We start from the raw sequence: 19,027 nt of genomic DNA on the forward strand, positions 1-19,027 counted from the left end.
TCAAACACACAAAATTTCCATCTGATTTATCCTGTTCGTTGACGATTGCTTAAGTCGTCCCGCCTTTCGGGACCGGCAGTTTCTGGCAATCACCTTCCATCAGTCAGGACAGTCGATGGCATGCGTATTCTGAGAACCGATGAAGCCCGCTTCGCAGGTCTTCCGGATTACCCGTTCGCTCCGCATTACCTGGAAGTAGCGCCCAGCCTCAGGATGCACTATGTGGACGAGGGGCGGAAGACGGCTTCACCGGTGTTGATGCTGCATGGAGAGCCGTCCTGGTCTTACCTTTACCGGCATATGATTCCGCTGGTTGCCAGCGCCGGTCATAGAGTCCTTGCACCCGACCTTGTCGGCTTCGGCAAGTCGGACAAGCCATCCGAGGTTGGAGACTACAGCTACGACCGCCATTTGGCATGGCTTAGCGCCTGGCTGGAGGAACTCGACCTTCGCAACGTCACTCTGGTGTGTCAAAACTGGGGCTCGCTACTGGGCTTGAGATTGGCTGCCGAGCACTCGCATCGGTTCAGCCGGATCATCGTTGGCAACGGCATGCTACCCACTGGCGACGACCCGATGCCGACAGTGTTTTCTATTTGGAAGGTATTTGCCGGCCACAGCCCCTGGTTTCCGATCAGCCGCATTGTTCAACTGGGAACCGAGCGTACGCTCACCAAGGCCGAGCTGGCCGCCTACGAGGCGCCCTTCCCGTCTGCGGATTACAAAGCCGGTGCCCGCGCCTTCCCCGGACTGGTTCCGCTATCCGGCGACGATCCTTCCGGAGCGGCAAACAAAGATGCCTGGCGGGTGCTGGAGAAATGGCGCAAACCCTTCATCACCTGTTTCAGTAGCGGTGACCCGATTACCCGTGGCGGCGATCGCGACATGCAACGCAGGATTCCCGGTGCCCACGGTCAGCCCCACATCACGCTGCGGGGCGGTCATTTCCTGCAGGAAGATTCGCCGGAAGATTTCGCGCGCGTTGTTATTGACGCAATGAAGTCGGAGATGGCGGCCTGAGCCGCCATCTCCCACAACTCTCTATTCTCTTCTGGAACGCTCTATAGCTTTCTCCAAGCCCATTAACCGAAGACAGTCACGGTCTGACGGCTCAGTGCAACCAGTTCACCACCAGCAGTCCAGATGCCAGCCTGGGTGTGGCCATAACCCGCACCGGCTTGATCGATACTGGCCTTGTAAAGCAGCCAGTCACCGGGCTCCAGGGCTGGACGCGGGTGCACAATGTCCAGGGCCCAGCTCAGGGAGCTGGCCGGTGCCGGGCCCCTCAGGTGCGACAGGACCGCCGGCGGCCACGCGTCAATCAAGGCAACTATGTGAGCATCGGAAAAGCTCTCCGGAGTTTCCCGGAACTGCATCCAACCACCCATTTCACGGCCACCTTTGCCGCTGAAGGGCATGTGACCAAACGCCCACCGCATCTCGATGTGCTGGGTAAAATCCGGAGTCACGCCCGGAATGTAGGGCAATGCCTGGCACTGCTCGACCGGTTCGCACCCGGGGGCTGGCAGTGCATCTACCTGCACTGCGGATTGGCGGTCGCCACCAAAGCTGGCGAGGCAAACCAGGCGCGGTTCACCACCCTGCAGAATACGCCCCTGCACCTGGCTTACCGCCTTGCCCTCGCGCAGAATCTCGGCTTCAAAGGTGGCCGCAACGCCCGGCTCTACTGGCCCAACAAACGACACCTGTAACGACCGCATCGGTCGGCCGGCACTGACCAGATACTCCATGCGATCAAACATGAGCGCCGCCACCAGGCCACCAAAGCTTGCCCGGCCCTGTCCCCAACTGGGAGGAATAACGAGTTCCTCATCGGCTCGTACCGCAGACAACAGCTGATCAAAGGTCATTCTGAATTCCTGTTAGCAACCTATCGGGAAAAGTGAGACTGCCGTAGTTATGCTGCCAACGCAATAACGGCGCACGGGCAACTACCTACAGGCTTCAAAGGAATATGCGTATTAAAGAAGCGCCAAAGCGGCTATAATGCGATCACATCATGCATTGCCTGCAATGCCTTACCTCCCGAATTCCGAGTGAATCAATGTCAGAATTGTCCTTTGCCGAACTGGGTCTGGACCCGGCCGTACTTGAAGCCGTGACCGCCGTTGGCTATGAAAAACCGTCGCCCATTCAGGCGCAGTCCATCCCCGCCCTACTCGCCGGAAACCATCTACTGGGTGTTGCCCAGACTGGTACCGGTAAAACTGCGGCTTTTGCCCTGCCGCTGCTGAGTCGAATCGACGCGTCCGTTACCGAGCCCCAGATTCTGGTGCTGGCACCAACGCGGGAGCTGGCCATCCAAGTGGCTGAAGCTTTTACTACCTATGCCAGCAAGTTCCGCCAGTTCCACGTTCTGCCGATTTACGGTGGCCAGGACTTTTACCCCCAGATCAAGGGCCTGCGTCGTGGCGCCCAGGTCATTGTCGGCACTCCCGGCCGGATGCTGGATCACCTGCGCAAGGGCACCCTGAAACTGGATAGCCTGAAGGCCCTGGTTCTGGACGAAGCCGACGAAATGCTGCGCATGGGTTTCATTGACGACGTTGAGGCGATCCTGGCGAAAACGCCGGACAACTGCCAGCGCGCTCTGTTCTCGGCCACCATGCCGCCGCAGATCAAGAAGGTTGCCCAGACTTACCTGCGCAACGCCACGGAAGTGAAGATCGAGAGCGAAACCCGCACCGTCGAGCGCATTTCCCAGTTCGTTCTGCCGGTTTACGCCGAGCGTAAGCTGGATGCCCTGACCCGCATCTTGGAAGTTGAGCCGATCGATGCCGCCATCATCTTCGTGCGCACCAAGGCTGAGACCACCATGCTGGCCGAGAAGCTGTCAGCGCGGGGCCATGCCGTGGCACCCCTGAGTGGTGACCTGAACCAGCGTCAGCGTGAGCAGACCGTTGAAGATCTCAAGCGCGGCAAGAAAGACATCATCATTGCCACCGATGTGGCAGCCCGTGGTCTGGACGTGGCCCGAATCACCCACGTCATCAACTACGATGTGCCCTACGATACCGAAGCCTACATCCACCGGGTTGGCCGTACTGGTCGTGCCGGTCGTACCGGCAAGGCGATTCTGCTGGTCACTCCGCGCGAGCGCAGCTGGCTGAAGACGCTGGAACGCGCCACCAATTCACCGATGGAAGCCTACGAGCTGCCCTCGCCGACCGATCTCAAAAAGATGCGCGAGCAGCAGTTCGAGAGTCAGTTGCTGGGCTTTGCCGAAGACAAGAAGCTGGCCAAGGCGATGTCCTTGCTGGATGAGATTGCCGAGCGCAACGAGATGGATATGGCCATGGTGGCTGGTGCACTGGCATGCTGGATGGAAGCCGCTCAGCCGGGGTCACTGCCCCTGGAGCAACCAGAAGCCCTGCCGGTAGTCTCCGCCACTCCGCCCCGTCGTGACCGCAAGGGTGGTCGTCCGGGTGGCTTCAAGAATGGCCCGAAAGGCGGCTTCAAGAAGGGTGGCCCGAAAGGCCGCGGTGGTCCTGGCGGCCCCGGCGGTCGTGGCAAGCCTCCCGGAAAGGGCGGCAAGCCCGCAGGCAAGCGCCCACCTCGCCAGGCTTAAGCCTGGCGCTGATAGACTACGAAGCTGTAGTCGTAAGGGTTGTTATCGGACGCGGAGAAATCCTCCCGTCCGATTTCTTCCCACATATCCCAGTTCACTTCCGGAAAGAATGCGTCCCCTTCCACCTCTGCGTGCACTTGGGTAACGTACATTCGATCCACTATCGGCAGCGCCTCGGTATAGATCTGGCCACCGCCGATGATCATCACTTCATCACCACCTTCCAGTTCTGCCTGAGCCTCAGCTTTGACCAGGGCATCTTGTAGCGACGTTGACGCCACTGTTCCAGCAGGGGCTTCCCAGTCCGGGTTGCGGGAGATCACCACGTTCATGCGGCCCGGCAAGGGGCGACCAATGGAATCCCAGGTCTTACGGCCCATGATGATGGGCTTACCCATGGTTGCCTGCTTGAAGTAGCGCAGGTCACCGGGCAGGTACCAGGGAAGATTGTTGTTGCGGCCGATGACCCGGTTGCGGGACATGGCTACGATGAGGGCTTTCCTCATTTCGGGTCCTCTTGTATTGGAGTTAGCAAGGGCTGGGCCGAGCTGCTCAAAACCCGCTCAAGCACGTCCATGTGACGCTTGAGCTCCGCCATCCATGGCTCCGCACAGTTTTGAACAGCTCGCCCCACCCCTCGCAATCAAACTATGAGACAGCCTACCGCAACTTAGATCGCGATCGGCGCCTTGATCACCGGATATGGCTCGTAACCTTCAAACTCGAAATCTTCCAGCTCGTACTCAAAGATCGAAGCCGGCTTGCGCTTGATGACCAGCTTTGGCAACTCACGCGGTTCGCGCTTGAGCTGCTCAAATACGATGTCGTCGGTCAGATGGTTCTGGTACAGGTGGCAATCGCCGAAGGTGTGCACGAACTCACCCACGTCCAGATCGCATTGCTGGGCAATCATGTGGGTCAGCAAGGCGTAGGAGGCGATATTGAACGGCACACCGAGGAACAGGTCGGCACTGCGCTGGTACAGCTGGCAGGAGAGCTTGCCGTCGGCCACGTAGAACTGGAACAGGCAGTGGCATGGGGCCAGCGCCATGCGGCCTTCGCGCACATTGTCCTGGGGGCCGATGGATTCGTCCGGCAGTTCAGCCGGATTCCAGGCCGAGACAATCAGGCGGCGGGAGTTGGGCTTGGTTTTAATCTGCTCGATGACCTCGCTGATCTGGTCCACTACCCGGCCGTCCGGGCACTGCCAGCTGCGCCATTGCTTGCCGTAGATCGGCCCGAGATCGCCGTCTTCCAGCGCCCACTCGTTCCAGATCGAGACCTTGCGCTCTTTCAGCCAGTTATTGTCGGTGGAGCCGTTCAGGAACCAGAGCAGCTCGTAAATGATGCTGCGCAGGTGAACCTTCTTGGTGGTCACCAGGGGGAAACCATCCTGCAGATTGAAACGCAGCTGACGGCCAAATACGGATCGGGTGCCGACGCCGGTTCGGTCACCTTTGTTGAATCCGTTATCCACGACGTCCTGCATCAGGTCGAGATAGGCTTTCATTCTGCAGTTCTCCGATAAGCAATAAACATGAGTACAGCACCGGCCAAAATCATCGGGGTCGACAACACCTGCCCCATGGTCAGCCAGTCAAAGGCCAAGTAACCCAACTGTGGGTCCGGCTCGCGCACAAATTCCACCATGAACCGGAAGATACCGTAGAAGATCAGGAACATGCCGGACACCGCCATTCTCGGTCGGGGGTTCGCGGAGAACCACCAAAGAACAACAAACAGCGCCACACCTTCGAGGGCAAACTGGTACAGCTGGGAGGGGTGTCGGGCCAGCGCGTCCGGCGCGGTGCGGAATACCATGCCCCAGGACACGTCGGTCGGCTTGCCCCAGAGTTCGCCGTTGATGAAGTTGCCAATGCGCCCGGCACCGAGGCCGACCGGCACCAGCGGGGCCACGAAATCGGCCATTTTCCAGAAACCGGCGCCAACCTTGCGGCCATACCACCATATCGCAAACATCACGCCCAGCAAGCCACCGTGGAAGGACATGCCGCCCTCCCAGACTCGCAACAGCCAGAGCGGGTCGGCCAGGAAGACGTCAAAGTTGTAGAAGATCACGTAGCCAAAACGGCCACCCAAAATCACGCCCAGTGCCAGATAGAACAGCAGATCCCCCATCTGTTCTTCATTGATTGGCGACCAAGGCTTGCGGGTGCGCAGCCGCCCCAGCCACCAACCCGCCACAAAACCAACCAAATAAGTCAGGCCATACCAGTGAATCTTGAGAGGACCAATAGCGATGGCCACTGGGTCTATCTGGGGATGTTGCAGCATCGACTACCTCTTAACTCAGAAGAAAACGGAGTCCCATCACAAGCAGGACCAAGGCAAAAATTCGTTTTAGCACAACACCATCCAAGTGATGCGCCAGCGCCGCACCAAAGCGGGCGAAAAATACGCTAGTCAGCGCAATGCCGAGCACTGCCGGCAAATACAGAAAGCCCACGCTGTACTCAGGCAGACTGGGGTGATGCCAGCCGGTCCAGACGTTGCCCAAAGCACCGGCAACGGCAATAGGCAGTCCGCAGGCTGCCGATGTTCCAATCGCCTGCCGCATGCGCACGTTGCACCAGTTCAGGTACGGCACTGTCAGGGTGCCACCTCCAATGCCAAAGATCGCCGACGCCCAGCCAACGATTCCGCCGGAGGCCGCCAGCCCGGGGCGGCCGGGCACATCCCGGCCAGGTTTCGGGTTGGCACCGGCCAGCATTTTAATCGCCACCGCAATGACAAACACGCCGATGACAAGTTCCAGGGTGGGCCCACTCAATAGCGCCGCCGACCAGGCTCCCAGGACCGCGCCAATGACGATACCCACGGCCATGGGCCGGAAAATTTCCCAGCGCACGGCACCGCGCTTGTCGTGCGAGCGAATCGAACTCAGGGAGGTAAACACGATGGTCGCCAGTGAGGTGCCAACCGCCAGATGCGCCGCCACGTCGGGGCTGACCCCTTGCAGCCCAAAACTGAAGATCAGCACCGGTACAATAATGAGCCCGCCACCGATACCGAAAAGACCCGCCAGAGTCCCGGCTACTGCGCCCAGCGCGAGATAGGACGCAAACACGTAAATCAGGGTTATCACCTGGCTCACACCCCCAGCAAAACAAGGCTGGTATGATACACACCACAACTTGCAACTTCATTAACTCCCGGAGCGCCACGTAAGCCATGTGCCTGATTGCTTTCACCCTTGGCCAGCATCCTGACTTTCCACTGGTGGTGGCCGCCAACCGGGACGAATTTTTCCGCCGGCCAACGGCGCCCATGGACTGGTGGACCACCGAACAGAGCACCGAAATTCTGGCTGGCCGCGATCTGCAGTCGGGTGGAACCTGGCTTGCGGTGGCTCGGGACGGCCGCGTCAGTGCCGTGACCAATGTCCGCGAAGGCTCCCCCGAAACCGGCCAGACCAGCCGCGGCGAACTTCCGATTCGGGCTCTGGCGGAGCCCATTTCGGCTCTGGCCGGCTCGCTATCGAGCCGGACCGAACAATACGCCGGTTTTAACCTGGTATACCTGAACGAAGCGTCCGGATGGTACTACAGCAACCGGGACGCCCATCCGGGGCGACGGGTGCATCGCGGCGCCTACGGGCTCAGCAACCATCTGCTGCAAACGCCCTGGCCAAAGTTGCTGCGGCTCCGCCAGAACGTCGCCGACGTGGTGGCGTCGTCCGGTGGCGACGCTGACCAACTGCACCAGGCGTTGATCCCTCTGCTCCAGGACACCACCCCGGCACCGGATGACCTGTTACCCGACACCGGCGTTGGCCTGGAGACCGAGCGCTTCCTGTCGTCACCGTTTATTGTCGGCGACGCCTACGGAACCCGTGCCACCACCATTGTCAGCGTGTCTCGCCATGGCCAGATCACGGTCAGTGAACAGAGCTGGGGCTCCAATGCGCAAGCGCTTGAATATCGCCGTTTCCAGTGGCAGCGATAGCCTGCAAGCTCTGGTATAATCCGCCAAATTCTGACACCCGATCGGAGGGCCCTGATGGCCAGTGAACAAGGCGCCACATCCATTGCAGACTTCGAAAAATCCCTCGATGAACTGGAGAAGCTGGTTCGGGACCTCGAGCAGGGCGAACTTTCTCTCGAGCAGTCGCTGACCGCATTCGAACGGGGCGTCAAACTGACCCGGGAATGCCAACAGGCCCTGAAGAGTGCCGAGCAGCGGGTCGAGCAGTTGGTCCAGAACAGCGACGGCACCCTGGAAACCCGACCATTCAAGCCGGACGATGCCAACTGATGACTGATCAGCACAAACTGGCCATGGACTTTCTTGAGACCTGCCGTGTCCGGGTGGACGCCGAACTGGATCGCCGCATCGAGCGGAGTGCAGCCTCCGAGCGGCTCCAGGAAGCCATGCGCTACAGCGTCCTCGGCGGCGGCAAGCGCATCCGTCCAGCGCTGTGCCTCGCCGCAGCCAAGGCGGTTGGACAAGCCGGCGACCAGGCCCTGGCACCGGCCTGCTCGGTGGAATTAATCCACGCCTATTCCCTGATCCACGACGATCTGCCCGCCATGGACGATGACGAGCTGCGCCGGGGTCGTCCCACCACGCACATTGCGTTTGACGAGGCGACGGCCATTCTGGCCGGCGATGCCCTGCAGACCCTGGCCTATGGCTTGCTGGCCAACAACACCGAAGGCAGTGCCGAGGCACGACTGGCGATGATCCAGGAGCTGGCTCGCGCCAGCGGCCATCTGGGCATGGTTGGTGGTCAGGCCATCGATCTCGAGTCGGTAGGCAAGACCCTGTCTCTGAGCCAGCTCGAAACCATGCATCGGCATAAGACCGGTGCCCTGATTGAGGCCAGCGTACGACTCGGAGCCTTGACTGCGCCGGCGGTGTCAGAAGCGACTTTGACGGACCTGACTGCCTATGCCCGTGCCCTTGGCCTGGCCTTCCAGGTTCAGGACGATCTCCTGGATATCGAGGGTGACACCGAGGTGATCGGCAAACCCCAGGGCTCAGACGCCGCCCGAGCCAAGCCGACATATCCGGCCCTGCTGGGCGTGTCAGGTGCCCGGGAGCACCTGGGCGCATTACTTTCCAGTGCGCTCGAGAGTCTCCGGACCTTCGGCCCCGAGGCAGACCCCTTGCGGGCAATGGCGGATTACGTGGTGGCACGAACCCATTGAACCCCAGCCCCCGAAGGGCGCACACTGACTTTAATCAATGCGTAACAACTGGCCCGATAGGTGTGAAACAGGCAGCCCTGTTCCCCTATAATGCCAGGCAGTTGCCGAACATTCCGGAAAAGACCCGAGCAGATGCAGGACACTTACACATTCAAGGAAATTCCGTCACAGCGGCCGAACACCCCGCTGCTGGACCGGATCGATGCACCGGCTCAGCTGCGAGAGCTGCCGGCTGAGCAGCTCACCCAGCTGGCCCGGGAACTGCGCGCGTTTCTGCTGTGGTCTGTGGGCCAGACCGGGGGTCATTTTGGCGCCGGTCTTGGCGTACTTGAGCTGACCGTGGCCTTGCACTATGTCTTCAATACTCCGGAAGACCGGCTGGTCTGGGACGTAGGTCACCAGGCCTACCCCCATAAGATCCTCACGGGCCGACGGGAACAGATGGGCACCATTCGCCGCAAGGACGGCCTGGCCGGCTTCCCGAAGCGGGCCGAGAGCGAGTACGACACCTTTGGTGTGGGTCATTCCAGCACCTCCATCAGTGCCGCCCTGGGCATGGCCATCGCCGCCCGTATGCAGAATACCGGTCGCAAGAGTATTGCGGTCATCGGCGACGGTGCGATGACCGCGGGCATGGCTTTCGAGGCCCTGAACCACGCCGGCCACCTCCACTCCGACATGCTGGTGATCCTGAACGACAACGACATGTCGATCTCCCGCAATGTCGGTGGACTCTCCAATTACTTCGCCAAGCTGCTGGCCAGCCGGACCTACAATCAGGTTCGCGACAGCAGCAAGAAGGTGCTTCAGGGCGCGCCGCACCTGATGGCCCTGGCCAAGAAAACCGAAGAGCATTTCAAGGGCATGATTGCCCCCGGCACCCTGTTCGAGGAACTGGGCTTCAATTACATCGGCCCCATTGATGGCCATGACTTGCCGTTGCTGGTCGAGACTCTGGAAAACATCCGGGAACTGGAAGGACCCCAGTTCCTGCACGTGGTAACCACCAAGGGCAAAGGGTTCGCGCCGGCCGAAGCCGACCCAATTGGCTATCACGCCATCAACAAGATCGAGCCAGTGCCGGCCCACAAACCCGAACCGGTCACCCCCAAGCCGGCCAAGCCCAAGTACGCCAACGTCTTTGGCCAGTGGCTGTGCGACACCGCAGCGCAGGACGAACGGGTGGTTGGTATTACCCCCGCCATGTGCGAGGGCTCGGATCTGCTGGCGTTTGCCGAACGCTATCCTGAGCGGTATTTCGATGTCGCCATTGCCGAGCAGCATTCGGTAACTCTGGCTGCTGGACTGGCCTGTGATGGCGCCAAACCGGTACTGGCGATCTACTCGACCTTTCTGCAACGGGGTTACGACCAGCTGATCCACGACGTTGCGATCCAAAACCTGGACGTGCTGTTTGCGATCGACCGGGCCGGGCTTGTGGGCGAAGACGGCCCGACCCACGCCGGCGCCTTCGATATCAGCTACCTTCGCTGCATCCCGAACATGCTGGTGATGACGCCGTCGGATGAAAATGAAACCCGTCAGCTGCTGCAAACCGGCCTGATGTTCAGCGGCCCGGCTGCAGTTCGATATCCCCGTGGCACTGGCCCTGGCGCAGAGATCCAGCCGTCCCTCGACGGACTGCCCATCGGCAAGGGTCGGCGCGTTCGTGACGGCAGCGGCATTGCCATCCTCAACTTCGGTACGCTTCTGACTCCTGCGCTGGAGGCAGCTGAGGCTCTGGGTGCGACGGTGGCGGACATGCGCTTTGTGAAGCCACTGGACGAGGAGCTGATCGTCGCCCTGGCCGAGCAGCACGAGTTACTGGTGACACTTGAAGAGAACGCCATTGCCGGAGGTGCCGGCAGCGCGGTGACCGAGTTCCTGAACCATCGCGAGGTACAGATGCCGGTGCTGCAGCTGGGCCTGCTGGACACCTTTATTGATCACGGCAAGCACGGCGAACTGTTGCATGACTGCGGCCTCGATGCCGACGGCATCCGCATCGCCATCGAAGGGCGCATTGAGCGCTTGCAGCGTCAGAGCCTGAAGGCAGTGAAACAGTCTTGAACTGGTAGACAGTCCTGAACTGTTGGATAGCGCTGAACCGCCACCACAAAAAAGCCCGCCATTTGGCGGGCTTTTTCATGCAACAGGGAAAGTATCCCGACCTCAGTCGGTGAGATCGTCGTCCTGATGGGTTTCCAGCCAGTGCCCAAGCTTGCTCTGCTTGGTGTCCAGGTAGTGCTCGTTGTGCGGGTTCCGGCCCACGTGCAGCGGTACCCGCTCGGTGATATCGATACCGTACGACTCCAGGGCTTTGACCTTTCTCGGGTTGTTGGTCATCAGCCTCAGGCTCTTGATGCCCAGATGCTCCAGCATGTCCTTACACATGCTGTAGTCCCGGAGATCCGCGGCGAAACCAAGCTGCTCGTTGGCCTCAACGGTATCTGCGCCCTGATCCTGAAGGTTGTAGGCACGGATCTTGTTCAGCAGGCCAATACCGCGGCCTTCCTGACGCAGGTACATGAGGATGCCCCGGCCTTCCCGGGCGATACTGCGCAAGGCTTCTTCCAGTTGGTAGCCGCAGTCACAGCGCATGCTGTACAGCGCATCGCCGGTGAGGCATTCGGAGTGTGTACGGGCCAGCATGGGCTCGTTCTCGTCCAGTTTACCCAAGGTCAGGGCCACGTGCTCTTTACCCGTATCCGGTTCCTCAAAGCCGTGCATGTCAAAAACGCCGAACGGGGTCGGCAAGCGGCAGGTCTGGATGTAACGAACAGCCACAGTGGTTCCTCGTGGTTCAGTCAATCTGGCCGCGCATTCTAGCACGCGGCTGTCGGTGATACCCAGTGGCCGCTGCGTCCGCCTTTCTTTTCCAGCAGTCGCACCGCACCAATTTCCATCCCGCGATCTACCGCCTTGCACATATCGTACAGAGTCAGCGCCGCAACGCTGGCGGCGGTCAGGGCTTCCATTTCGACACCCGTCTGCCCCGAGAGTTTGCATCGGGTCTGAATATGCACCGAGGCGCCGTCCTCGCCGGGAGCCAGCTCAACCTTGACCGAGGTCAGATTGAGCGAGTGGCAAAGCGGAATCAGCTCGTGGGTCTTTTTCGCGGCCATGATGCCGGCAATGCGCGCCACCGCAAGCACATCCCCCTTAGGGTGATCGCCCGCAACGATCATGTTCAGGGTTTCCGGGGTCATGCGAATGGTGGCCTCGGCCCTGGCTTCGCGCTCGGTCACAGCCTTGTCAGTGACATCGACCATGCGGGCTTCGCCATTGTCATCCAGGTGCGTTAACTTACTCACGGCGTCTCCAAAACTGTCTTGAATGAGGAATTCGATCGGCAGGATTAAAAGCATACCAGAGATGGGCGTCACAACCCCGGATAACCGTCAGTGCTGCGGCCACCAAAACCGGATGCCAGCAACGCCCTGACCACCCTCGTTGCGGGCACGAGCAATGTCTTCAGGGTTCAGGCCGCCCAGCCCGAACACAGGAATTGTTGCCGTAGCCGCCATCCCCCGAAACGCGTCCCATCCGATGCCCTCTGCCCCGGGATGGGTGGCCGTGGCCCGCACCGGCCCCAGGGTGGCGTAGTCCGCCCCAATCTCGACCGCGTGGGCAAGCTGATCAGCGCTGTGGCAGGACACACCAAGCCAGGCCTGCGACGGCACCGGTCGGGAAACAAGGCTGGCCGCCTCGCGCCACGGCAGGTGCAGCCCCGCCGCACCCGGGGTGTCGGCGAACCTTGCCGGAGCCCCGTGGACGATCAATCCGGTGTCGGCACGCCGGCACACTGCCAGAGCCTGCTGTGCTAACTCTCGGTAAGCGGCTGACGCCAATTCCTGAGCTCGAAGTACTATTAAAGGCCGCTCCTGTACTAGATCCGCAAGCGCAGCCTGCAGGCTCGCAACGCCACCGTCGACGGTGGTGATGGTGCCGGTGATCGCCAGCGCCGAGGGTAACCGCAGGGCTCGGATGATGGGGCGATTGGCGGCCGGGAACTGATCATCCTGCAGCTCTTCCGGCGCCAGCCAGGCGATGGGCTGACCTTCACAGCCTACGGCCTCACCGACGGCCTCTGAGGTGCGCCACACGTCCAGGAACACCCGCTTGTCACCATAGTCATGGCGAATGCCGATAACCGGCTCAAGGGACGCCTCCGGTACCGCCAGAGCGGTTTCCTCGGCAATCTCACGCACCAGTGCCTGCTGGACGGTTTCACCCGGCTCAACCTTGCCGCCGGGAAACTCCAGCAGCCCACCCTGGTGGGTGTGGTCTGGACGCCGGGCAATCAGCACCCGACCGTCACGGATGATCACCGCGACGGCAACGTGGATCTCACGGATCGGCGTGGCAACCTCTGTCATGCTCAGGTCCGGTACTCGGCGTTAATGGTCACGTAGTCATGGGAAAAATCACAGGTCCAGACAGTTTCGTTCACTGTGCCGCGTTTGAGATCAATGGCGATAGTGATGTCCTCTCGATCCATGACCGCCTGCCCACGGGCTTCCGAGTAATCGTCGGCACGGCCGCCGTTACGAACCAGGCAGACCTCACCCAGGAAGATCTCCAGGGCATTGAGATCGAGATCCGGAACGCCGGCGCGGCCAACCGCGGCCAGAATCCGGCCCCAGTTCGGGTCGGAAGCAAACAGCGCGGTTTTCACCAGGGGCGAGTGCGCCACGGTGTAGGCCACATCCAGCGCCTCCTGCTGAGTCGCAGCGCCGCTGACGTCAATAGTGACAAATTTGGTGGCACCCTCGCCGTCGCGCACGATGGCGTGTGCCAGGTCCAGGTAGACCTGGCGCAGGGCTTCACGCAACTCGGGCAGCTCAGGGTTGTCGGCGGTAATCTCGGGCCCCGTGTACTGGCCGCTGGCCATCAACATGCAGCAGTCGTTGGTGGAGGTATCGCCATCGATGGTAATGCGGTTGAACGACTTCTCGCCCAGCTCATAGGCCAGGGTCTGCAGCAGTTGCGGCTCGATGCGGGCGTCGGTGGCGATGAAGCCCAGCATGGTGGCCATGTTCGGGCGAATCATGCCCGCGCCCTTGCTGATCCCGGAAATGGTTACGGTGTGGCCGCCAAGATCCAGCCGGCAGGACGCACCCTTGGGCCGGGTGTCGGTGGTCATGATGCCGCTGGCCGCTTCTTCCCAGCGCCCTTCGTCGGTACTGGCGAGTGCATCCGGCAGGGCATCGACAATTTTCGCTACCGGCAGCGGCTCACCGATCACACCGGTCGAGAATGGCAGCACCTCAGTGGCGCTGACACCGGCCTGCTGTGCCAGTGCAGTGCAGCAAGCCACGGCATCGGTCATGCCGCGCTCACCAGTCCCAGCGTTGGCATTGCCGGTATTTATCAGCAGGTAACGCGGTGCCTTTGCGGCCAGGTGCTGTCGGCTCAGGGTGACCGGTGCGGCGCAGAACTGGTTACGGGTAAAGATACCAGCGACCCGGCTATCCGGCGCCAGTTCGAACACCACAATGTCCTTTCGGCCGGGCTTCTTGATACCGGCGCTGGCAATGCCCAGCTTGACGCCGGCCACCGGGAAAAAATCGGGCAAGGTTCCGGGACCTACTGCCATCCTGCATCTCCTCTGACAATGCCTTAAACAGGCAATTCATAACGTAAAAACCCGCAGCCTGAGGATGTCAGGTTGCGGGTCTTGAACCTTGGTTCAGTCTCGACGATTAACTGACCTTACCATGGCATTGCTTGTACTTCTTGCCGGATCCGCACGGACAGGGTTCGTTGCGCCCCACCTTGCGCTCCTGACGGACAAAGGTTTCCGGCGTAGCGCCAGCCTGCTGCTCACCCCGACCAGCACCTTCGGCGGCACTCTCGGCCGTGGCGCTGGTCTCGTCGTGACGCAGGCGGGCGCGAGCCAGTTCCTGCTCCAGCTCCAGCTTGCGGCGGCGCTCGACTTCTTCCATCTCTTCCCGGCTCTGGACCCGGACATGGCAAAGCACCCGGGTAACATCGCGCTTCATGGTTTCGAGCATGTCCTGGAACAGGTTAAACGCTTCGCGCTTGTATTCCTGCTTCGGGTTCTTCTGGGCATAACCGCGCAGGTGGATACCACGACGCAGGTGATCCATGTTCGACAGGTGCTCTTTCCACAACGTATCCAGCACCTGCAGGAAGACCTGCTTTTCGAACTTGCGCATGGCCTCGGCGCCGGCAATCTCTTCCTTGCCCTTATACGCAGTGACGATTTCGTCGAGGATCTTCTGACGCAGGCTCTCTTCGTGCAGGTTGCTGTCTTCGTCCAGCCACTTCTGCACTGGTAGCTCGATAGACATCTCGGACTGCAGCTGGGATTCCAGCCCGGCCACATCCCACTGTTCCGGCATGCTCTGGGGCGGAATGTATTCGCTGACCATGGTGTCGACCACGTCGGCACGGATGGTATCAACCATCTCAGAGATGTCCTCCGAGGACATCACTTCGTTGCGCTGCTCGTAGATCACCGTACGCTGGTCGTTGGCGACGTCGTCGTATTCCAGCAGCGTCTTGCGCATATCGAAGTTGCGGCCTTCAACCTTACGCTGGGACTTCTCGATGGCATTGGTCACCATCCGGTGCTCTATGGCCTCGCCCTTCTTCATGCCCATGGCCTGCATCAGGCTCTTGACCCGATCCGGCGCAAAGATCCGCATGAGGTTGTCTTCCAGCGACAGGAAGAAGCGAGAGGAACCCGGATCGCCCTGGCGACCGGCACGACCGCGCAGCTGGTTGTCGATGCGGCGGGATTCGTGCCGCTCGGTACCGATGATGTGCAGGCCGCCGGCATCCAGCACATGGTTGTGGCGCTCGGTCCACTCGGCCTTGATCTTGGCTACGTCTTCCTCAGACGGATTGTCCATGTCCGCGACTTCGAATTCCCAGTTACCACCCAGCACGATGTCGGTACCTCGACCGGCCATGTTGGTGGCGATGGTGACCGCACCGGGGCGACCGGCCTGGGCAATGATCAGGGCTTCGGAATCGTGCTGCTTGGCGTTCAGGATCTTGTGATCAATGCGCGCCTTTTTCAGCAGCATCGACAACAGCTCGGACGCCTCAATGGACGCGGTACCCACCAGGATAGGACGGCCCTCGGTGGTGACATCCTTGATCTCATCGATGATGGCGTGGAATTTCTCTTCCTGGGTCAGGTAGATCAGGTCGTTGTAATCGATACGCTGGATCGGCTTGTTGGGCGGAATCACCACCACATCCAGGCCATAGATCTGGCGGAATTCAAACGCTTCGGTGTCAGCGGTACCGGTCATCCCCGCGAGCTTGTCGTAGAGACGGAAGTAATTCTGGAAGGTGGTGGAAGCCAGGGTCTGGCTCTCAGCCTGGATATTCACGCCTTCCTTCGCCTCAACAGCCTGGTGCAGACCTTCGCTCCAGCGACGACCCGGCATGGTACGGCCGGTGTGCTCGTCTACGATGACCACCTGACCACCCTGGACGATGTAGTCGACGTCCTTCTGGAACAAGTGATGGGCACGCAGAGCCGAATGGACGTGGTGCAGCAAGCTCAGGTTTGAGGCCGAATACAAACTCTCGCCCTCGGCCAACAGCCCCTGATCCAGCAGCAGTTCTTCGACGCGCTCGTGACCGGATTCGGTCAACTCAACCTGACGGGACTTTTCATCGATGGTGAAATCGCCAGTAGGTTCACCTTCTTCCGGCACTTCGCCCTGTTCCAGATTCGGAATCAGCTCGTTGACCGCCTTGTAGAGCTTGGAGCTGTCCTCTGCGGCGCCAGAGATGATCAGCGGCGTCCGCGCCTCGTCGATCAGGATCGAGTCAACCTCATCCACGATGGCGTAATTCAGGCCACGCTGCACCTTGTCTTCGGTGCTGAACGCCATGTTGTCGCGCAGGTAATCGAAACCAAATTCGTTGTTGGTACCGTAGGTAATGTCGGCCTGGTAGGCGGCACGCTTCTCTTCCTGCGGCTGACCGGAGGCAACAACGCCGACCTGCAGTCCCAGGAACCGGTACAGCTTGCCCATCCAATCGGCATCACGACGTGCCAGGTAATCGTTCACGGTTACCACGTGAACGCCTTTACCCGGCAGAGCATTCAGGTACACCGATGCGGTTGCCACCAGGGTCTTACCCTCACCGGTTTTCATCTCTGCAATGTGGCCTTCGTGCAGGGTGATACCACCAACCAGCTGGACATCGTAGTGACGCATACCCATGACCCGGCGGCTGGCTTCGCGAACCGTGGCAAATACTTCCGGCAGCAACGCGTCCAGGCTCTCGCCTTCTTCAATTCGACGCCTGAACTCAGCAGTCTTGCCTTGCAGTTCGGAGTCGGAAAAATTGCCAAACTGTTCCTCAAGTTCGTTAATGCGCATTACTGACTTACGCATACGCTTGATTTCTCTGGCATTTTTACTGCCGAACATCTTGGTTGCAAGCTTTGTGAACATAGACCACTGCTTCTTTGATTAATCGGAGGAAGCCGGCATTCTAACCTTATTTCGCGACCGGAAAAAAGGTAGCGCTCACGGCAGTACAGATTGGGATAACTTGTTGATGTTCCAACTGCCGGTCAAGACGACGTTGAGGACGCCAGGACAGCAGAACGTAAGGGAAGGAACCCTTACGTGGAGCGGAAAGGAACTTCAGTTGCTGGACCGGGCAATATACTTCACCGGATCCTTGGAACGACCATTGTGCAGCACTTCAAAGTGCACGTGGGGGCCGGTGGATCGGCCGGTGCTGCCCATCAGGGCCACTACCTGCCCTTTCTGCACAACGTCACCGACGCTGACCTCAATGGTCTTGCAGTGGCCGTAGCGGGTGACCAGGCCATCACCATGGTCGATTTCAACCAGGTTTCCGTAGCCATATCGCTCGCCGGCCCAGGTTACGACGCCACCAGCGACCGAAATAATATCACTGCCTTCCTTGCCAGCCAGGTCGACGCCGTCATGCCAGGTGCGCTTGCCATTAAAGGGATCCGAACGGTAACCGTACTTGGAGGAGAGCCAACCCCAGGTTATCGGCCGGCCTTCAACAAACATTTCCTCTTCGAGCTTCTGCCGCGATGCCAACTTGTCCAGCAGCCGCAATTGCTGCTCCCGGTCGTCCAGCTGTTCTTCCAGGCGCTCAATCATTCGGGTCAGTGCCGGTGCGCTAAAGGATTCGCGCTCGCCGCTGCCTTCCGGACCACCAACCGCGGCCGGCTCATCAAAATTGAACTCTTCGCTCGCAACCAGCCCGGACTCGACAAAACGCTGTCCCAACGCATCCAGCCGCAGTAGGCGACCTTGTATCTGGCCCAGGCGGAGGGTGAGTGCATCAATCTGCTGCTGCACTTCCTGTTGTACCATCGACAATTCCGACTTCTGCTCGTCCAGTCGCGCCTGCCAATGAGCCACCAGGGCAGACGGTGTCGGTTTTGCGGCCTCGGCCTTGCTGACCGCAACCTGATAACCTGCCCAGCCCGCTATGCCAAGCACAGCCAGTAACAGGCAAAGCACGCCCACGGCCACCGGCGCATTCAGTGCCACCACGCGGGATTGCCCGTGATGCCTGCCAACGAGGATAATATTCATATCATTTTCTGATTTCATCTTGAGTCGCAACCTGTGTCCTGTAGTGTTGCGCCCCGGAAATTTCCATATGGGCTTGCCATCCATGACAACAACTACGTACTGAGAAGTCGTAGCGCCCGGGTAGACATACTTCGTGAAGACAATGTAAAACGAGTCTAGTACGGGCACTACGCATAAACCGTGCCGAAGTGTAACCAATCGTAAACAAACTCGTCGAGTGAAAACCCGCCCATGAAGCGAAAAAGCGAACAGAAAGCAAGCTTTGACAAGCTCGGTGGCACCCCGGTCCTGAAAGAGCTCATGACCAAAGCGGAACTTCATCGCCAGGCTGAGGAGCAGGTACTGTCCGCGCTACCCGGCTCGCTTGCCGAGGGCACACGGTTTGTCAGCTGTCAGGAAGGTGAACTGATTCTGTCCGCAGAGAACGCTGGCAAGGCCAGCCAGATTCGCTTCCGCCAGCACGAGATCATGCAGAGTGTGCGGGAAAACGAGCTGTTCCAGTTCGTCTGGAAACTCAAGGTTAAGGTCGTCCCGCCAAGATTCCGGGACGCCCCCAGGTTCACAAAAGCACCCCTGAGCAAAGAAAATGCCCAGCTCCTCAAAGAGGAAGCCGGGCACACGAAGGATAAAAAACTACGCGAGGTTCTCGAAAAACTCGCAAGCCACGTCCGGGATTAGGCGTCCTG

Annotated in this window: 18 protein-coding genes; 7 read left to right on the plus strand and 11 right to left on the minus strand. The window is 60.0% G+C overall.

All coding sequences use genetic code 11. From position 1 onward, the window contains the following. Positions 1-120 precede the first annotated feature (120 nt). Positions 121-1,020 carry a haloalkane dehalogenase gene (locus tag FCS96_RS13635; protein ID WP_138440916.1) on the plus strand — a complete coding sequence of 300 codons (900 nt, stop codon included), beginning with the start codon at positions 121-123 and terminating at the stop codon, positions 1,018-1,020. A gap of 62 nt (positions 1,021-1,082) precedes the next feature. Here FCS96_RS13635 and FCS96_RS13640 read toward each other — a convergent pair whose 3' ends face one another. Next, positions 1,083-1,871, minus strand: coding sequence for an acyl-CoA thioesterase (locus FCS96_RS13640; RefSeq protein WP_138440917.1), 789 nt, complete (start codon positions 1,869-1,871; stop codon positions 1,083-1,085). A gap of 194 nt (positions 1,872-2,065) precedes the next feature. On the opposite strand from FCS96_RS13640, the gene FCS96_RS13645 reads away from it, so the two are divergent. Then, on the plus strand, positions 2,066-3,589 hold the full coding sequence (locus tag FCS96_RS13645; protein WP_138440918.1) for a DEAD/DEAH box helicase: 1,524 nt from the start codon (positions 2,066-2,068) through the stop codon (positions 3,587-3,589). Here the strand turns inward: FCS96_RS13645 and FCS96_RS13650 are convergent. The 4 genes from FCS96_RS13650 to FCS96_RS13665 form a co-directional block, all read right to left on the minus strand. Then, positions 3,586-4,095 carry a dihydrofolate reductase gene (locus FCS96_RS13650; RefSeq protein WP_138440919.1) on the minus strand — a complete coding sequence of 170 codons (510 nt, stop codon included), beginning with the start codon at positions 4,093-4,095 and terminating at the stop codon, positions 3,586-3,588. The two genes, FCS96_RS13645 and FCS96_RS13650, sit on opposite strands and share 4 nt — an antisense overlap. Before the next feature lie 164 nt (positions 4,096-4,259). Next, entirely contained in the window at positions 4,260-5,099 is an 840-nt protein-coding gene (locus tag FCS96_RS13655) for a thymidylate synthase (protein WP_138440920.1), read from the minus strand. Continuing rightward, a complete protein-coding gene (gene lgt / locus FCS96_RS13660; protein ID WP_138440921.1) occupies positions 5,096-5,884 on the minus strand; it encodes a prolipoprotein diacylglyceryl transferase in 789 nt (262 codons plus the stop codon). The genes FCS96_RS13655 and lgt overlap by 4 nt, the downstream gene beginning before the upstream one ends. Positions 5,885-5,894: 10 nt before the next feature. After that, positions 5,895-6,692, minus strand: a complete 798-nt coding sequence (locus FCS96_RS13665; protein WP_138440987.1) for a sulfite exporter TauE/SafE family protein — start codon at positions 6,690-6,692, stop codon at positions 5,895-5,897. Between the two features lie 89 nt (positions 6,693-6,781). Between FCS96_RS13665 and FCS96_RS13670 the strand changes: the two genes are divergently transcribed. The 4 genes from FCS96_RS13670 (at position 6,782) to dxs (ending at position 10,830) form a co-directional block, all read left to right on the plus strand. Next, positions 6,782-7,555, plus strand: coding sequence for an NRDE family protein (locus tag FCS96_RS13670; RefSeq protein ID WP_138440922.1), 774 nt, complete (start codon positions 6,782-6,784; stop codon positions 7,553-7,555). A 54-nt stretch (positions 7,556-7,609) separates the two neighbouring features. Next, positions 7,610-7,864, plus strand: a complete 255-nt coding sequence (locus FCS96_RS13675) for an exodeoxyribonuclease VII small subunit (RefSeq protein WP_138440923.1) — start codon at positions 7,610-7,612, stop codon at positions 7,862-7,864. After that, positions 7,864-8,760 carry a polyprenyl synthetase family protein gene (locus FCS96_RS13680; RefSeq protein ID WP_138440924.1) on the plus strand — a complete coding sequence of 299 codons (897 nt, stop codon included), beginning with the start codon at positions 7,864-7,866 and terminating at the stop codon, positions 8,758-8,760. Before FCS96_RS13675 ends, FCS96_RS13680 begins: the two co-directional genes overlap by 1 nt. A 132-nt stretch (positions 8,761-8,892) precedes the next feature. Further along, a complete protein-coding gene (gene dxs / locus FCS96_RS13685) occupies positions 8,893-10,830 on the plus strand; it encodes a 1-deoxy-D-xylulose-5-phosphate synthase (protein ID WP_138440925.1) in 1,938 nt (645 codons plus the stop codon). A gap of 102 nt (positions 10,831-10,932) precedes the next feature. Here the strand turns inward: dxs and ribA are convergent, their stop codons facing one another. The 6 genes from ribA to FCS96_RS13715 all read right to left on the minus strand — a co-directional run bounded on the left by ribA (position 10,933) and on the right by FCS96_RS13715 (position 18,341). Continuing rightward, positions 10,933-11,547, minus strand: a complete 615-nt coding sequence (ribA, locus tag FCS96_RS13690; protein WP_138440926.1) for a GTP cyclohydrolase II — start codon at positions 11,545-11,547, stop codon at positions 10,933-10,935. A 38-nt stretch (positions 11,548-11,585) separates the two neighbouring features. Beyond that, positions 11,586-12,074, minus strand: a complete 489-nt coding sequence (gene moaC, locus FCS96_RS13695; RefSeq protein ID WP_138440927.1) for a cyclic pyranopterin monophosphate synthase MoaC — start codon at positions 12,072-12,074, stop codon at positions 11,586-11,588. 87 nt (positions 12,075-12,161) lie between these two features. Then, the gene (locus FCS96_RS13700) at positions 12,162-13,139 is read right to left on the minus strand and encodes a Nudix family hydrolase (protein WP_138440928.1); all 978 of its coding nucleotides are present in this window, start codon (positions 13,137-13,139) and stop codon (positions 12,162-12,164) included. Positions 13,140-13,141: 2 nt separating this feature from the next. Beyond that, positions 13,142-14,359 (minus strand): bifunctional glutamate N-acetyltransferase/amino-acid acetyltransferase ArgJ, encoded by a 1,218-nt coding sequence (gene argJ / locus FCS96_RS13705; protein ID WP_138440929.1) that lies wholly within the window; start codon positions 14,357-14,359, stop codon positions 13,142-13,144. 106 nt (positions 14,360-14,465) lie between these two features. Continuing rightward, complete coding sequence (gene secA, locus FCS96_RS13710; protein WP_138440930.1) at positions 14,466-17,210, minus strand: preprotein translocase subunit SecA; 2,745 nt, start codon at positions 17,208-17,210, stop codon at positions 14,466-14,468. A 195-nt stretch (positions 17,211-17,405) separates the two neighbouring features. Next, positions 17,406-18,341 carry a M23 family metallopeptidase gene (locus tag FCS96_RS13715; protein WP_228264105.1) on the minus strand — a complete coding sequence of 312 codons (936 nt, stop codon included), beginning with the start codon at positions 18,339-18,341 and terminating at the stop codon, positions 17,406-17,408. A 231-nt stretch (positions 18,342-18,572) separates the two neighbouring features. Between FCS96_RS13715 and FCS96_RS13720 the strand changes: the two genes are divergently transcribed. Next, the gene (locus FCS96_RS13720; RefSeq protein WP_138440932.1) at positions 18,573-19,019 is read left to right on the plus strand and encodes a DUF721 domain-containing protein; all 447 of its coding nucleotides are present in this window, start codon (positions 18,573-18,575) and stop codon (positions 19,017-19,019) included. Positions 19,020-19,027: the final 8 nt, after the last annotated feature.

Origin of the sequence: Marinobacter alexandrii (genome assembly GCF_005871205.1) — a bacterium.
Classification (GTDB): Bacteria; Pseudomonadota; Gammaproteobacteria; order Pseudomonadales; family Oleiphilaceae; genus Marinobacter; species Marinobacter alexandrii.

Bases quoted from the DNA above. Each gene is read 5' to 3' on its own strand.
- FCS96_RS13635 (WP_138440916.1), top strand. From the start codon at position 121: ATGCGTATTCTGAGAACCGATGAAGCCCGCTTCGCAGGTCTTCCGGAT.
- FCS96_RS13640 (WP_138440917.1), bottom strand. From the start codon at position 1,871: ATGACCTTTGATCAGCTGTTGTCTGCGGTACGAGCCGATGAGGAACTC.
- FCS96_RS13645 (WP_138440918.1), top strand. From the start codon at position 2,066: ATGTCAGAATTGTCCTTTGCCGAACTGGGTCTGGACCCGGCCGTACTT.
- FCS96_RS13650 (WP_138440919.1), bottom strand. From the start codon at position 4,095: ATGAGGAAAGCCCTCATCGTAGCCATGTCCCGCAACCGGGTCATCGGC.
- FCS96_RS13655 (WP_138440920.1), bottom strand. From the start codon at position 5,099: ATGAAAGCCTATCTCGACCTGATGCAGGACGTCGTGGATAACGGATTC.
- lgt (WP_138440921.1), bottom strand. From the start codon at position 5,884: ATGCTGCAACATCCCCAGATAGACCCAGTGGCCATCGCTATTGGTCCT.
- FCS96_RS13670 (WP_138440922.1), top strand. From the start codon at position 6,782: ATGTGCCTGATTGCTTTCACCCTTGGCCAGCATCCTGACTTTCCACTG.
- FCS96_RS13675 (WP_138440923.1), top strand. From the start codon at position 7,610: ATGGCCAGTGAACAAGGCGCCACATCCATTGCAGACTTCGAAAAATCC.
- FCS96_RS13680 (WP_138440924.1), top strand. From the start codon at position 7,864: ATGACTGATCAGCACAAACTGGCCATGGACTTTCTTGAGACCTGCCGT.
- dxs (WP_138440925.1), top strand. From the start codon at position 8,893: ATGCAGGACACTTACACATTCAAGGAAATTCCGTCACAGCGGCCGAAC.
- FCS96_RS13700 (WP_138440928.1), bottom strand. From the start codon at position 13,139: ATGACAGAGGTTGCCACGCCGATCCGTGAGATCCACGTTGCCGTCGCG.
- argJ (WP_138440929.1), bottom strand. From the start codon at position 14,359: ATGGCAGTAGGTCCCGGAACCTTGCCCGATTTTTTCCCGGTGGCCGGC.
- secA (WP_138440930.1), bottom strand. From the start codon at position 17,210: ATGTTCACAAAGCTTGCAACCAAGATGTTCGGCAGTAAAAATGCCAGA.
- FCS96_RS13715 (WP_228264105.1), bottom strand. From the start codon at position 18,341: ATGAATATTATCCTCGTTGGCAGGCATCACGGGCAATCCCGCGTGGTG.
- FCS96_RS13720 (WP_138440932.1), top strand. From the start codon at position 18,573: ATGAAGCGAAAAAGCGAACAGAAAGCAAGCTTTGACAAGCTCGGTGGC.